Consider the following 14,289-nt stretch of genomic DNA (forward strand, 5'->3'; position numbering starts at 1 on the left):
ATAAAAAGCATTTAAAAAATATTTTCTGCCCCATTTCTGCCCCAAAAGGACTGTTTCAGCATTTTTAGATAGCTGTTATACATAAGGAAAACCCTTGTTTATCAAGGGTTTTCAGTATGACCCCGGAGAGGCTCGAACTCACGACCTCCACCCTGTCAAGGTGGCGCTCTCCCTGCTGAGCTACAGGATCATGATAAAATGTTGATTTTGATATATCTGATAATTCTGTAAGGTCAATTATACAAAAATAAGTAGCATCTTACAATAGTTTTTCATTACAATCTTTAAAATAGGATTTGGTAGAATTGCGTATTTATATAGTTTACAAGAAGATGAATCAATCATGAAAATGGATTGATTTTCCGTCTCTTAGCAAGACAGTGTATTTATTAATTATTAATGTAGATATTTTTATACAATAAAAAGGTATACTTTGTTTTTAAAGTGTACCTTCTTGAATGAAAATCTATTTATTTTCGCTTTGTTCACCTAAATCATCAAACCGTTCCAGTACCTGTAATAAAATAGTTAAAATAATAGTAGAAACAATCGCTACAATTAAAATGCCATGAGGCGATAATTGAACGGAAGTTAATTTGATCTTTGCGAGTCCAAAGTATCCTACATACGTAGCAAGGAACGATGTAGCTACTGAAATGGTAAAGCCTAAAAATCCTAATTCGTCGAGCTTTTCCTCGGTCAATTCACACATGTTTAAAATCTTTGTGAAAATGGCTGCGATGATAAATAATTCAATGGATAAAATGAATAATGACATGATTCCTGGATACATAATTTCATCTGGCATCCATTTTCCTAATGCTAACATTAAAAATGCAGGAAGGAAAATGGGTAAAAATAAGCCTGAAATTATAACCAAGACAGCTATTTTATTGGGTGTTTCATTATTATTTTGATTGTTCATAAATGCTCCTATATATTAGTATGAATCATAATTTCTGAAAGAAATTAATCCATAATATCATATTAAATGGATTGATTTCATATTATTTTTTATTCAGAAAATGTATTGATTGTTTTGATTGAGAGCTAGTGTTTATGACGACTATATACAGTAATATGGTAAGCTTTATATTTATGTTTGGTAGGATATTCTTTTTACAAATTCATGGAAATAAGGTATAACAGAAATAGGAAATAGATTTATAAACTATTTTTATTAAAGAGGTATATACAATGGTCAGAAAAACTTTCAAACTGCGTGTGCCTAAGAATAGAACGATTTCAATTAATGGGGCGATTCTTGATGTTGATGTGTCTCATGATGAGTTTTTAGATGAGTTCATTGAATGGGTAGATGCAAAGGGTTGGTCTTTTATGGGAATGACGGATGAGATTACGGAAGAAGAAGCAGGAAATAATTTAATAGATTTACTAGTGGATGAGAAGGATAAGCAAGAGTGAGTCCTTCTTATTTTTATCCGCATAATTATGTCTTTCCTTGTAAAATTATGATATAGTGAAATGTGGTAATTGATTTTCCATTTCAATTCCAATTCTATGTTAGATTGGTAGAATTAGTATATAGAGTGAAAGAAAATAGAAAAGGGAGAGTCATATGTTGAATTGTAAGAAGATTTTGGTTTTTGTGATGGCGATGTGTGTATTCTTTTTAACGCCTATGACGTTGTATGCTGAAACGAATGCTGGGTCAGTGCCGCCCTCAGGACCGGGGCCGCATGTATTTGGTCAGTTTGCTGTTTCTATTGATGCAAAAACAGGGGATGTTTTGTACGACAAAAATGCATATCAGCGCGCATTTCCAGCAAGTATGACGAAAGTATTGACTGCAATTTTATTAATGGAGCATGCGAAGAAAGACGATCAATTCACGTTCTCACAACCGGCATTAGATCAGGAAAAGAGTAATTATCAGCTTGAGTTTCAAGTAGGGGAAACAGTCAATCGTGATACAGCGTTAATGGTGTTAATGGTATTAAGTGCGAATGATGTTGCGTATGCGATTGGTGAAAAAATTGGCGGCAATATAGAGAACTTTGCGAAGATGATGAATGAGAAAGCGAAGCAGCTAGGGGTAAAGGAGAGTCATTTTATAACGCCAAATGGTTTGCATGATCCGAATCATTATACGACGGCATATGATATGGCAATGATTACAAGAGGGATTCAGAAATACCCTGAGATTTTACAAGCGATGAATACGAAACGGACGACGGTTACAACATCTAGACAAACGGTTTCGATTTTTAATAAGGCGACTTATTTTGAAAATCCATATAGTATTGGCGGGAAAACAGGTTTTACGAATGAAGCGCATAATACACTTGTTTTATTAAATGAGAAAGATGGTAACCGCATTGTCAATGTTGTGATGGCATCACAAAAACCAGAAATTTACGAAGATATGCGGCAAATTGCGGATCATTCTTTTTCGCAATTTGAGAAACAAATTGTCGTAGATAAAAATAATTGGCATCAGAAAGCAACATATTTAGAGAAAGATATAGATTGTGAACTTGAAAAAAATGCGGAATTGGTGCTGAAGAAAGATGAAGGGAAAAATGTAAAAACAAGCTTTCGAGCAAATTCGCTTGATGCAGAACAGTTATATCAAAAAGGGATTCATCGCGGGGATGTCATTGGAACAGTTGATGTGATGAAAAATAATCAAACGATTGAACACATTAATGTTCTTTCTAAAGAAGATGTTACATTTGCCATGCCGAAAAAAAATATAAAGCCAGCTAAACCTACTTATCCTTTTGGGTGGATGATAAGCATTGGAGCTGGAATTATTACCTTTGTGATAATCGGTTTATATATGGTAAGACAAGCTAAAAAGAACGCAGCTTCAGAAGCGAAATAGGCAATGATCAATTGCCTATTTTTTATTGCGTTTTCTGTTCGTTCATTATAGTATTGATTTAAGTTCTCTTTTAAGAACACCTTAGGATATCCTAGTTTTTACGTGCATATATATACTAAAGAGGAGGAGATACAGATGAAACTAGTTTGGAAGATTATAAGTAACGTCATCTCATTTGTGTTATTTGCGGTAATGGTTTGCTTAGCGTTTATTGTAATTTCATCAAAAGCAAGCGGCGGGGATCCGACTGTAATGGGATATAATTTTAAAACCGTGCTATCTGGATCAATGGAGCCAACTTTTTTAACAGGATCAATTATTGCGATCGAGCCAACGAAAGACGGATCTAAATATCAAAAAGGTGATGTGATTACTTTTAAAGAAAGTGAGAACAAAATTGTAACGCACCGTATTATTGATGTGAAAAATGCCAATGGGAAAGTGATGTATGAAACAAAAGGGGACAATAATAATGGCCCGGATTTAAAACCAGTCTTAGCAGAAAACGTTATTGGGAAATATGGAGATATTACAGTTCCATATGTGGGATATTTGTTAAACTATGCGAATTCAAAAGCAGGGGCAGCTTTGCTTTTAATTATTCCAGGTATATTTCTACTTGGGTATTCTGCAATTTCTATTTTTAGTGCAATCCGTAGTATTGATAACGAAAAGAAAAAGAAAGCTACAGATGTAGGACAATCTGTGTAATTTCGTTATTTTTTCCATTTTGGAAATTATAAATATATAGATAGTACTGGGGGATATGGACATGACTTTAAAGAGAAAAATAGGAATGGGAATTGCATCAGCGGTTATGGGGGCAGCCTTAATCGGAGGAGGAACATTTGCATATTTTAGCGATAAAGAAGTCTCAAGTAATACTTTTGCAGCTGGTATACTTGATTTAACGACCAATCCAACAGCAATTATTAATGTTAATAATCTTAAGCCTGGTGATACAATCACACGTGATTTTGAATTGGTAAACAGCGGAACGTTAGATATTGAAAAAGTATTATTATACTCGGAATATACTGTGAAAGATGCGAAAGGTGATAATACTGAAGATTTCGGCAGTCATATTAAAGTAACAATCTTAAAGAATACGGATAAAGGTCATAACATTATAAAGGAAAAGAAACTATCTGAATTAGGAGGCAAACCATCTGTACCAGTGAATAATGATGCGCTTGCTGAACAATTAGATGAAAAAGGTATAAAAGCAGGAAACAAAGATAAGTTTAAAGTGAAATTTGAGTTTGTAGATAATGGAAAAAATCAAAATCAATTCCAGGGAGATACACTTGAATTGAAATGGACATTTGATGCGCAGCAAACGTCTGGTGTAGAGAAATGATTATATAAATAGGCTATCAATTTGATAGCCTATTCTACTATATGTATGACTTTCCTCAAAAAAACAATTTTAGTTGGGCGAGAGTATCTGGCCATGCATAGAAGCGATGGGAGCCTAAAAGCAAAAAGAGGAAATAAGTGAAGAACCGTTTTTGTTTGCTAGTATGTTAAAAAAACAAAATGGATTTATAGAGTATACGAAAAGTTATAAGTCACAAAACATAAAAAGTTTCTATGATTTTCGCACTCTATTCTTTATAAAGAGTATGGTGCGAGTAATGGGAGAGGTTGGAATGCTGAAATCATCAAAAAAAATCAAAAAGATGCTTATGTTATCTTGTATGTGTTCGGTAGCTTTCTATATGGGATCACAAGTCGTTACGTATACGGAGGCTACTTTTGTAAATGAGACAAAAATACATTCCACTGTTTCAACAGCGATTGTCTTCCCAAAAACGATTGATACGATGGTGAAGGAAGCGAAGCAGCGTGAGAGTGTTATTTTAAAGCTAAATGAAGGAATGAATAAGGAAGTAAATACTGATTCTGTGGAAATGCTGGAGCAAAAAGTGAACGAATTGCGAAAACAGGTTGAACAAGTGAAAGTAGAACGTGAAGCTTTGCAGCGCATATATGTAGAAACAGAAAGCTATTATAAGCAATCAGTAGAAAATGTAAGCGTAAATAATAGCGATTCCAGTAAGGAAGTACTTCAGTATGTACAAGCTGGTTTTACGACAGTGAAGAACATTACGGATAATATGGATCAAAACATATCGGTACCAAAAATAGAAGAGTTTATTTTCAACATACAAAAGAAAATAGAAGATGAAAAAACGAAACAGACGAATAATACGACTAACAAATCTGAACAAGCAGAGCAGGAACAAGTGATACCTTCTTCTAAGCAACAAGAGTCAAGCAAACAAGAAGAAATAAAGCAACCTTTACAATCTACACAAGAACAGCTTAATCAAGCTGAAAAAACGGAAAAAAACAATCCGGTATTACAACAACAAAAAGAGAATAAGGAAGAAGTGCAGCAACAAGACGCAAGCGTTGTACAGGAAAACCGCTAATTTTGTAGTCATATCGCCTAGAAGTGCAGGGGTTTACATGAAAAATGTAGTTCAGTCATCAGTAACAGTAAGATTTCAACAATGACCAAAAACGCAATTTCAAGGCACTAAGCTTGAGCTAAAATGAATATGTAAAGCAGAACGAAGAATCAGAAAAATAATCGAATGGATAGAAAAAAGGTGGAAGGTCCTGCCTTTTTTCATAGCAATTCGTGTTATATGAGGGATGCATATGAATAAGAAGTGGTTATTTATTATGAGTACATGTCTGATTTTTGTATTATTCATTGGGGTTACAAGAAATATTGACCAAGTGTATGCGGAGGAGCGGCGAGAAATAGATATAAGCCTTGATCCAAAAGAAGTACTATTTGATGCTTCCAATATGAAGCCAGGAGATTGGGCGAAACGAAGTATACGTATTAGTAATGAAGGGACAAAGCAACTATCCTATCGTATAAAGAGTGAGATTTCAGAAGGGTCTACAAAATTATATGAGGCTCTTACGGTCACTGTAAAAGATAAGCAAGGTCTGTTATATGAAGGGAGTTTAACAGAACTTCAAAGTATGGAGAAGCGTCTACTGGCAGTTGGTAGAACCGATGAACTTATCTACACGGTACATGTTCCGAAAGAGTTAGGAAATGAGTATCAAGGTTTACAAACAATAGTGAAATTTATTTTTTATGCGGAAGAGCCAATTGGAAATGGGGCGGGAACAGAGACGGGAACAGGTGGCCCTCAACCTTCTACACCCACACATTCTAATAGTAACTGGCAGCTGCCACGTACAGGTGCGCAGCAAAATAGCATGCCCTTGATAGGGATTGGTTTAGTAGGCTGTGGACTTTATTTTTATAAAAGGAATATGCAAATGAAGTATAAGAAGGATTAAATCTATAAAAAGAGAATCGTTTTTGAATTCGTAAAATTAATATTATTTAATGGTTGCAATTATACCGCTTCGTTCTTTATAATGAACTTATGGTATCTTTTTAAAGAACAGGAGAATTCAGGGGTATTGTACATAACGTTGGCTATAGAAGGCTAACAGTCGTTCTATTCGTTATACCTCTTATCCTACAATTAAGAGATAACAATAAAAAACCGCTAGGGGGAATTTAAAGTGAGTTTAAAGAAAAAATTAGGTATGGGTGTCGCTTCAGCAGCATTAGGTTTATCTTTAATTGGTGGGGGAACATTCGCTTACTTTAGTGACAAAGAAGTATCGAACAATACGTTTGCAGCGGGTACATTAGATCTTACTTTGGACCCTAAAACAATTGTAGATATTAAGGACCTAAAACCAGGGGATACTGTTAAGAAAGAGTTCTTATTAAAGAACAGTGGTACGTTAGCAATTAAAGATGTGAAATTAGCAACGAAGTATGCTGTTACAGATGCGAAAGGCGATAACGCTGGGGAAGATTTCGGTAAGCATATTAAAGTGAAATTCCTTTGGAACTGGGATAAGCAAAGTGAGCCTGTGTATGAAACAACTTTAGCAGATTTACAGAATGCGGATCCAGATGTTTTAGCAAAAGACATCTTTGCTCCAGAATGGGGTGAAAAAGGTGGTTTAGAAGCTGGAACAGAAGACTACCTATGGGTACAATTTGAGTTTGAAGACAATAAAGAAGATCAAAATAAATTCCAAGGCGATGCATTAAACTTAGAATGGACATTTAATGCAAACCAAACCGAGGGCGAAGAGAAGTAATAAGTAAGACAATAACACTTGAAAAAGCGGGGGATCCCCGCTTTTTTCGTCAATAAAAATAGAGTGCTCCCCAGTATGCACTCTATTTCGTATATATATATATTATTGCTGGTTTTTCTTCCATTTTGTAAACTCTAAAAATTCGCGGAATTGCTCTTTTGAGACACCAGAGTTCATGGCTTCTTTAACGAGATGTGTCCATTCCGAATCCAGTTGGTTTTCGGGTGTTGTTTCATCATGAAGGAGCGTGTCTACTGGTACTTGCAAAACTTTTGCAACTTTTTCAAGAAATTGAATGGAGGGGTTCTTTTGCAAATTACGTTCAATGGAACTGATGTAAGACTTTGCAACCCCTGCTTTTTCAGCAAGTTCTGTTAAAGAAATTCCTCTTTGCAATCGAAGGCGTTTTATACGTTCTCCTATCATCTTTGCGCACCTTTCTATAAGTATGTAGTCGGCTTATGATGTCATTATTATAACACAAATTTCGTTAAAAAGAACGCCCCTGCTACGCCGCTAGTTTCTAGTAGATTGATTCATACGTTGGAAAAATTGTTCAATATCTTGAATAGCAATTCCAGCATCTAAAGCTTCGAGCATTAAATCAATCCAATCCTGATCTAGCGTATCTGCCTTTTCTTTGTACAAAGTGTATTCCTCCCTCATGTTAATTGTAAAGAATCGTACAAAATAACAACCTTTTAAATGTATTATAATATTTAAAAAAGTTAATTTGGTAAAAATAATGTTAATTTATTGTATATTTTGTAAGTGAAACCAATGAAATTTTTTTATTTTGTCATTTCATAAGGAAATTGTAATAGTTTTATCAAAACTTATCAATATGTTCAGAAATAACTGATATATTGAGAAATATTTTTTGTTGAAATTATCAAAAATTACAAAAAGATTACAAAAGTTACAAAATAACACAAATTAAAACAAAATATTGAAAAATTACTGAATTTTTATTATTATCTAAATATTAGCATTAGTATTAGTATTTATTAGGGGAGGAAATAGGGATGAAAAAGAAACCATTTAAAGTGTTATCGGCACTTGCTGTAACAGCTGTTCTTGGTAGCTCATTTGGCGCTGCTGGTCAATCTGTTTATGCAGAAACACCTGTAAAAAAAGTAGCAACAAGCCCAATTGATGATCATTTAATTCCAGAAGAGCGTCTAGCTGAAGCACTGAAAAAACGTGGAGTAATTGATCCATCTGCTTCAAAAGAAGAGACAAAGAAAGCAGTTGAAAAGTATGTAGAGAAAAAGAAGGGTGACAAGCCCGGAAAAGAAGAAGCAACTGGGGATTCTGTTACAAAAGACGCATCTGATTTCTTGAAGAAAGTGAAGGATGCAAAAGCAGATGCGAAAGAAAAATTAGAAAAACCAGCAAATGGAAATGGGAACGGGGGAGTTCCTGCTAAAGGCGCATTAAATGGTAAAGTGCCAACGACTCCTGCACAAGCAAAAGAGTATAACGGGGAAGTCCGTAAAGATAAAGTACTTGTATTGCTTGTAGAGTATGCTGATTACAAGCATAACAATATTGATAAAGAACCTGGTTATATGTATTCTAGTGATTTTAACCAAGAACATTATCAAAAAATGTTATTTGGTGACGAACCATTTCAATTAGAAGATGGGACAAACATTGAAACATTTAAAAAATATTATGAAGAACAATCTGGCGGTAGCTATACAGTAGATGGAACCGTTACAAAGTGGTTAACAGTTCCAGGTAAAGCATCTGATTACGGTGCAGATGCTGGAGATGGCGGCCATGATAATAAAGGCCCATTAGGACCTCGTGACTTAATTAAGGATGCGTTAAAAGCAGCGGTAGATAGCGGTCTTGATTTATCAGAATTTGATCAATTTGATCAATATGATGTAAATGGTGATGGCAATCAAAATCAAGCAGATGGTTTGATCGACCACTTAATGGTCATTCACGCTGGTGTGGGGCAAGAAGCTGGCGGCGGTAAATTAGGAGACGATGCAATTTGGTCACATCGCTGGACAGTTGGTCAAAAACCATTCCCAATTGAAGGAACAGAAGCAAAAGTTCCGTATTGGGGCGGTAAAATGGCAGCATTTGACTACACAATTGAACCAGAAGACGGTGCAGTTGGTGTATTCGCACATGAATACGGTCATGATTTAGGTCTTCCAGATGAATATGATACAAAATATTCTGGTGGCGGTGAGCCAGTTCAGTCATGGTCTATTATGAGTGGTGGTAGCTGGGCTGGTAATATTGCTGGAACGACACCAACAAGTTTCTCTCCGCAAAACAAAGAATACTTCCAAAAAACAATTGGTGGAAACTGGGCAAATATTGTGGAAGTAGATTACGATAAGTTAAACCGAGGAATTGGTTATGCAACATACTTAGATCAAAGTGTAACAAAAACAGATCGACCAGGTATGATTCGTGTCAACTTACCAGAGAAAGAGGTAAAAGGAATTGAGCCTGCATTTGGTAAGAAGTACTACTATAGTACAAAAGGCGATGATTTACATACGACATTAGAAACGCCTTTATTTGATTTAACAAATGCAACAAATGCAAAATTTGATTACAAATCGTTGTATGAAATTGAAACAAATTATGATTTCTTAGAAGTACATGCGGTAGCTGAAGATGGATCGAAAACATTAATCGATACAATTGGTAATAAAAATGTCAAAGATGGTGCAGATACAACGCTTGGAAACTGGGTAGATAAATCTTATGATTTAAGCCAATTTAAAGGTAAAAAAGTGAAACTTGTATTTGAATATGTAACGGATGGTGGTTTAGCATTAAATGGCTTTACGCTTGATAATGCAGCATTAACAGTAGATGGTAATGTTGTATTCTCTGATGATGCAGAAGGCGATACGCAGTTTAAGTTAGACGGCTTCGTTGTTTCAAATGGACTTGAGAAGAAGGACCATAACTATTATGTGGAGTGGAGAAACTACGCTGGTGCTGATGAAGCATTAAAATATGCTCGCGGTCCAGTATATAACACAGGTATGGTTGTATGGTATGCAGATTCAAGCTATACAGATAACTGGGTTGGCGTACATCCAGGGTATGGGTTCCTTGGTGTAGTTGATTCTCATCCTGAAGCAATTGCAGGAACGTTAAACGGCAAGCCAACATTTAAAGATAGTACACGTTATCAAATTGCTGATGCGGCGTTCTCTTTCGATCAAACACCAGCATGGAAAGTCGTATCACCAACTCGTGGAACATTTGAATACAATGGACTACCAGGTGTTGCGAAATTCGACGATTCGAAAGCTTATATTAACAAACAAATTCCAGATGCAGGACGTATCTTACCGAAGCTTGGTTTGAAATTTGAAGTGGTTGGCCAATCGGATGATAAGTCTGCAGGTGCAGTTCGCTTATATCGTTAATGATGAAAAAGCTGTTGAAGGGTTTCCTTTCAATAGCTTTTTTTTATGAGCAAATGTAGTTCAAATGAATAATAAACTCATATATAATTAAATTTTAAGAGTATAAGAGTTTTTCAGATGGAAAAGAGGATACATCCTAGGTAGATCTAGACAATGTGAAAACAAAGGTGTAGATCACATCTTGTTGTTCGTAGCAATGACTTATATAAATCCAAATAAAAAAACGAACATCAAACCATTCTTTTCAGATGGATGAGAGGATTCGGCCATGGATAGAAGCGGTCAGTGCCTTTTTTAGCCCCATTCCATGTGAAAACAGAAGGAGAAAATGAGTGAAGGTCTCTGTCTGTTCTTCATAACCATAATGTATCTGTTAGAAAGTCAAATTGAATTTATATATACGGAAAAACAAATAGGAACATAGAAGGTGGGAATAGCAAGTGGACATTACTTCTATCGTAAATACACAAAAGTCATATTTTTATAAAGGTCATACAAGAAATATAGACGAAAGAAAGCATCATTTAAAAAGATTATATGAAGGGATTCAGCGTTTTGAATCTGATATTTTTCAAGCGCTAAAATTAGATTTAAATAAATCAGATCATGAATCATTTACGACAGAGGTTGGATATGTATTAAAGGAGATTTCGTTCTTAATCAAACATCTTTCCTCGTGGAGTAAGCCAAAACGTGTTCGTACAGCGCTGACGCACGTTGGTTCGAAAGGGAAAGTAGTTCCAGAACCTTACGGTGTGACCCTTATTATCGCTCCGTGGAATTATCCATTTCAACTGGCGATTGCCCCCCTTGTAGGGGCAATCGCCGCTGGAAACACAGTTGTTTTAAAGCCATCGGAATTAACACCGAATGTCTCGAAGTTACTTGCTAACATGTTAAGAGAGTTGTTTCCAGCTGAGCTTGTTGCGGTTGTCGAAGGGGATGCAAAAGAGAGTACAGCGCTGCTACATGAGCCATTTGATTATATTTTCTTTACCGGTAGTGTAGGGGTTGGAAAGATTGTTATGGAAGCAGCAGCGAAAAAGTTAACGCCTCTTACGTTAGAACTTGGCGGAAAGAGCCCGTGCATTGTGCATAAAGATGCGAAGATAGATGTAACAGCAAGGCGCATTGTTTGGGGGAAATTTTTAAATGCGGGCCAAACGTGCGTTGCGCCGGATTATATATATGTTCATTCTTCTGTAAAAGAACAATTACTTGCAGCGTTACGAACTGAAATTAAAAATCAATATGGAGAACAACCTTTGCAAAATGAAAATTATGTTCGGATTGTTAGCAAACGTCATTTTGAAAGATTATGTTCTTTTTTACAAGATGGTAAGGTTGAAATTGGCGGAAAATATAATGAAGAAACGCTTCATATTGAACCGAGTGTTGTCACAAATATTACATGGCAAGATTCGATTATGGAAGATGAAATTTTTGGCCCGATTTTGCCGGTTATCGAGTATGAAAAAATAGAAGACATTATAGAAAAAATTCAGAGACAACCGAAATCATTAGCTTTATACGTATTTTCAGAGAGTGAAGAAATTCAAAAACAAATTACAGGTAATATCTCATATGGTGGTGGTTGTATCAACGATGTTGTGTATCACCTTGCAACGCCCTATTTACCATTTGGTGGCGTTGGAAGCAGTGGATTAGGGAGTTATCACGGAAAACAAAGTTTTCGCACATTTTCACACTATAAAAGCATTTTATCTCAATCCACAGTGTTTGATATGAAAATTCGTTATTCTTCTACAAAAAGTGCTTTAAAATTTATACGAAAGTTGTTAAAATGATGATGGTGTTTATCAGTAGGCGTAGCCGTATGATAAAAACCCCTTCTCGCATGAAGGGGTTTTTCTGTTCGACATATGTATCAGGCGAAAATGAATCAAACATACTACATAAGAATAGGAAAGAACGCTGTTAAACAAACATTTTTGTTTGGATCGAAACAAAAAAATATATAAAACTAATATTTATTCATGAATATAAAGATTAAAAATTTGAGGTAGATAGGACGGGAAAATGAAAAAGATTATTAAAGTTGAAGCGGTAGAAAAACATTTTGGTGATCAAGTGATCATTCCACCTCTTTCTTTAGATATTAAAGAAGGAGAATTTTTAACAATTCTTGGACCGAGTGGATGTGGTAAAACCACATTACTTCGTATGATTGCAGGTTTTGAAACTCCTACAAAAGGTAATTTGTTACTGGATGAAGAAAGAATCAATGATTTACCACCTTATAAGCGTCATATGAACTTAGTGTTCCAGCATTATGCATTGTTTCCACATATGACGGTAGAGAAAAACATTTGCTTTGGTATGAAAATGCAAAAAGTATCTGCAGCAGAACAAAAAGAACGTGCAGAAGAGGCGATGCGTTTAACGCAGCTCCTTGAATTCCGTAATCGTAAGCCTTCTAAGCTGTCTGGTGGACAACAGCAGCGCGTTGCAATTGCAAGAGCAATTGTTAATAACCCGCGTGTGCTATTACTAGATGAACCGCTTGGAGCACTGGACTTTAAGTTAAGAAAAGACTTACAACGCGAATTGAAAAACTTACAGCGGGATTTAGGAATTACATTTATCTATGTAACGCATGATCAAGAAGAAGCAATGAGCATGAGTGATCGCATCGTTGTTATGAATAAAGGGCATATCGAGCAAATTGGAACGCCAAAGGAAATTTATAACGAACCGAGAACAATGTTTGTTGCGACATTCATTGGTGAAAATAATATTATTAAAAATGGGGAAAACTACGTAGCAGTTCGCCCTGAAAATGTGAAAATACGTTCAGTTGAACAACCAATTTTAAAAGAATACCATCTTGGACATATTGAAGATATCGAATTTGTTGGAAATATGGAGAAGCTTTATGTACGTGATGACAAAACATCAGAATTACTAATGGCATATCAAACTGCCGAAGAAGCAGCGCAGTGGAGTATTGGAGATAATGTATACGTAGGCTGGGAGCAAGAGGATGAGGTGACCTTAAATTGAAAAAAGGGAAACTACTCGCATTACCTACAGTTACATGGTTATTAATCTTCTTTTTATTACCACTTGTATGTGTATTAGCATTTGCGTTTCTTGAGCGCGGAGCATATGGGACAGTGGAAATGCATTTTACGTTAGAGAATATCTCGCGCGTGTTTGATCCCTTGTATATGAATACATTGTGGGAAACAGTGAAAATTGCTGTTATTACGACAGTCCTTTGTTTACTCATCGGCTATCCATTTGCTTATACAATTACAATTGTTGATCGTAAATATCGTTCGATTCTTTTATTATTAGCAACGATCCCATTTTGGATTAACTTTCTTGTGCGTTCATATGCATGGATTGTTATTTTGCGTTCACAAGGACTTGTAAATACAGCATTACTAAAATTAGGTATCATTACGGAACCGTTAAATTTATTGTATAATACACCATCTGTTGTATTAGGGATGGTATATTCTTTACTACCGTTTATGATTTTACCTGTGTATGCAGCGATCGAGCAGCTTGATAAACGTAAATTAGAAGCAGCATACGATTTAGGAGCAACACCGCTGAAAGCATTTTGGCATGTGACATTGCCAATGACAATGTCAGGGGTTGCGACTGGTTCGATTTTAGTATTTGTTTCATCTATCGGAATGTTTGTTGTATCAGACGTTATGGGTGGATCGAAAGTGGCGTTAATTGGAAACGTAATTCAAAACCAATTTTTAGGTGCACGTGATTGGCCATTTGGTTCAGCGTTATCCATGATTGTCGTTCTGTTCTCAGTTCTGTTAATTTACTTATATTATCGTGCGACGAAAATATATAAATATGGAAACGGAGGGGAATAGA

14 protein-coding genes and 1 tRNA gene are annotated in these 14,289 nt (G+C 35.6%); 11 read left to right on the forward strand and 4 right to left on the reverse strand.

Features of this window, described 5'->3' with window-relative positions:
* Nucleotides 1-117: 117 nt before the first annotated feature.
* A tRNA-Val gene (locus tag ACX5JI_RS10085) sits at nucleotides 118-190 on the reverse strand.
* Between the two features lie 276 nt (nucleotides 191-466).
* Nucleotides 467-925 carry an epimerase gene (locus ACX5JI_RS10090; protein WP_459500898.1) on the reverse strand — a complete coding sequence of 153 codons (459 nt, stop codon included), beginning with the start codon at nucleotides 923-925 and terminating at the stop codon, nucleotides 467-469.
* Nucleotides 926-1,197: 272 nt separating this feature from the next.
* Between ACX5JI_RS10090 and ACX5JI_RS10095 the strand changes: the two genes are divergently transcribed.
* The 7 genes from ACX5JI_RS10095 (at nucleotide 1,198) to calY (ending at nucleotide 7,006) form a co-directional block, all read left to right on the forward strand.
* Nucleotides 1,198-1,425: a hypothetical protein gene (locus tag ACX5JI_RS10095; RefSeq protein WP_459500899.1), complete on the forward strand. Its 228-nt coding sequence runs from the start codon at nucleotides 1,198-1,200 to the stop codon at nucleotides 1,423-1,425.
* Between the two features lie 154 nt (nucleotides 1,426-1,579).
* Nucleotides 1,580-2,848 carry a D-alanyl-D-alanine carboxypeptidase family protein gene (locus ACX5JI_RS10100; protein ID WP_459500900.1) on the forward strand — a complete coding sequence of 423 codons (1,269 nt, stop codon included), beginning with the start codon at nucleotides 1,580-1,582 and terminating at the stop codon, nucleotides 2,846-2,848.
* 135 nt (nucleotides 2,849-2,983) lie between these two features.
* The gene (gene sipW / locus ACX5JI_RS10105) at nucleotides 2,984-3,559 is read left to right on the forward strand and encodes a signal peptidase I SipW (RefSeq protein WP_459500901.1); all 576 of its coding nucleotides are present in this window, start codon (nucleotides 2,984-2,986) and stop codon (nucleotides 3,557-3,559) included.
* Between the two features lie 61 nt (nucleotides 3,560-3,620).
* The gene (locus ACX5JI_RS10110; RefSeq protein ID WP_459500902.1) at nucleotides 3,621-4,208 is read left to right on the forward strand and encodes a TasA family protein; all 588 of its coding nucleotides are present in this window, start codon (nucleotides 3,621-3,623) and stop codon (nucleotides 4,206-4,208) included.
* A gap of 292 nt (nucleotides 4,209-4,500) precedes the next feature.
* Entirely contained in the window at nucleotides 4,501-5,286 is a 786-nt protein-coding gene (locus ACX5JI_RS10115; RefSeq protein ID WP_459500903.1) for a DUF4047 domain-containing protein, read from the forward strand.
* A 232-nt stretch (nucleotides 5,287-5,518) separates the two neighbouring features.
* Nucleotides 5,519-6,181, forward strand: a complete 663-nt coding sequence (locus ACX5JI_RS10120) for a TasA family protein (protein ID WP_459500904.1) — start codon at nucleotides 5,519-5,521, stop codon at nucleotides 6,179-6,181.
* 231 nt (nucleotides 6,182-6,412) lie between these two features.
* The gene (calY, locus tag ACX5JI_RS10125) at nucleotides 6,413-7,006 is read left to right on the forward strand and encodes a biofilm matrix protein CalY (protein WP_459500905.1); all 594 of its coding nucleotides are present in this window, start codon (nucleotides 6,413-6,415) and stop codon (nucleotides 7,004-7,006) included.
* A 102-nt stretch (nucleotides 7,007-7,108) separates the two neighbouring features.
* Here the strand turns inward: calY and ACX5JI_RS10130 are convergent, their stop codons facing one another.
* Both ACX5JI_RS10130 and ACX5JI_RS10135 read right to left on the reverse strand, forming a co-directional pair.
* Nucleotides 7,109-7,432 carry a helix-turn-helix domain-containing protein gene (locus ACX5JI_RS10130; protein WP_459500906.1) on the reverse strand — a complete coding sequence of 108 codons (324 nt, stop codon included), beginning with the start codon at nucleotides 7,430-7,432 and terminating at the stop codon, nucleotides 7,109-7,111.
* A 90-nt stretch (nucleotides 7,433-7,522) separates the two neighbouring features.
* Nucleotides 7,523-7,654 (reverse strand): anti-repressor SinI family protein, encoded by a 132-nt coding sequence (locus ACX5JI_RS10135; protein WP_459500907.1) that lies wholly within the window; start codon nucleotides 7,652-7,654, stop codon nucleotides 7,523-7,525.
* Nucleotides 7,655-8,031: 377 nt separating this feature from the next.
* On the opposite strand from ACX5JI_RS10135, the gene ACX5JI_RS10140 reads away from it, so the two are divergent.
* The 4 genes from ACX5JI_RS10140 (at nucleotide 8,032) to ACX5JI_RS10155 (ending at nucleotide 14,288) form a co-directional block, all read left to right on the forward strand.
* Nucleotides 8,032-10,422: an immune inhibitor A domain-containing protein gene (locus ACX5JI_RS10140; protein WP_459500908.1), complete on the forward strand. Its 2,391-nt coding sequence runs from the start codon at nucleotides 8,032-8,034 to the stop codon at nucleotides 10,420-10,422.
* A 440-nt stretch (nucleotides 10,423-10,862) separates the two neighbouring features.
* Nucleotides 10,863-12,230: an aldehyde dehydrogenase gene (locus ACX5JI_RS10145; protein WP_459500909.1), complete on the forward strand. Its 1,368-nt coding sequence runs from the start codon at nucleotides 10,863-10,865 to the stop codon at nucleotides 12,228-12,230.
* Between the two features lie 232 nt (nucleotides 12,231-12,462).
* On the forward strand, nucleotides 12,463-13,446 hold the full coding sequence (potA, locus tag ACX5JI_RS10150) for a spermidine/putrescine ABC transporter ATP-binding protein PotA (protein ID WP_459500910.1): 984 nt from the start codon (nucleotides 12,463-12,465) through the stop codon (nucleotides 13,444-13,446).
* Nucleotides 13,443-14,288 (forward strand): ABC transporter permease, encoded by an 846-nt coding sequence (locus tag ACX5JI_RS10155; RefSeq protein WP_459500911.1) that lies wholly within the window; start codon nucleotides 13,443-13,445, stop codon nucleotides 14,286-14,288. Before potA ends, ACX5JI_RS10155 begins: the two co-directional genes overlap by 4 nt.
* Nucleotide 14,289: the final 1 nt, after the last annotated feature.

The sequence above is a fragment of the Bacillus sp. C1 genome (assembly GCF_054570475.1).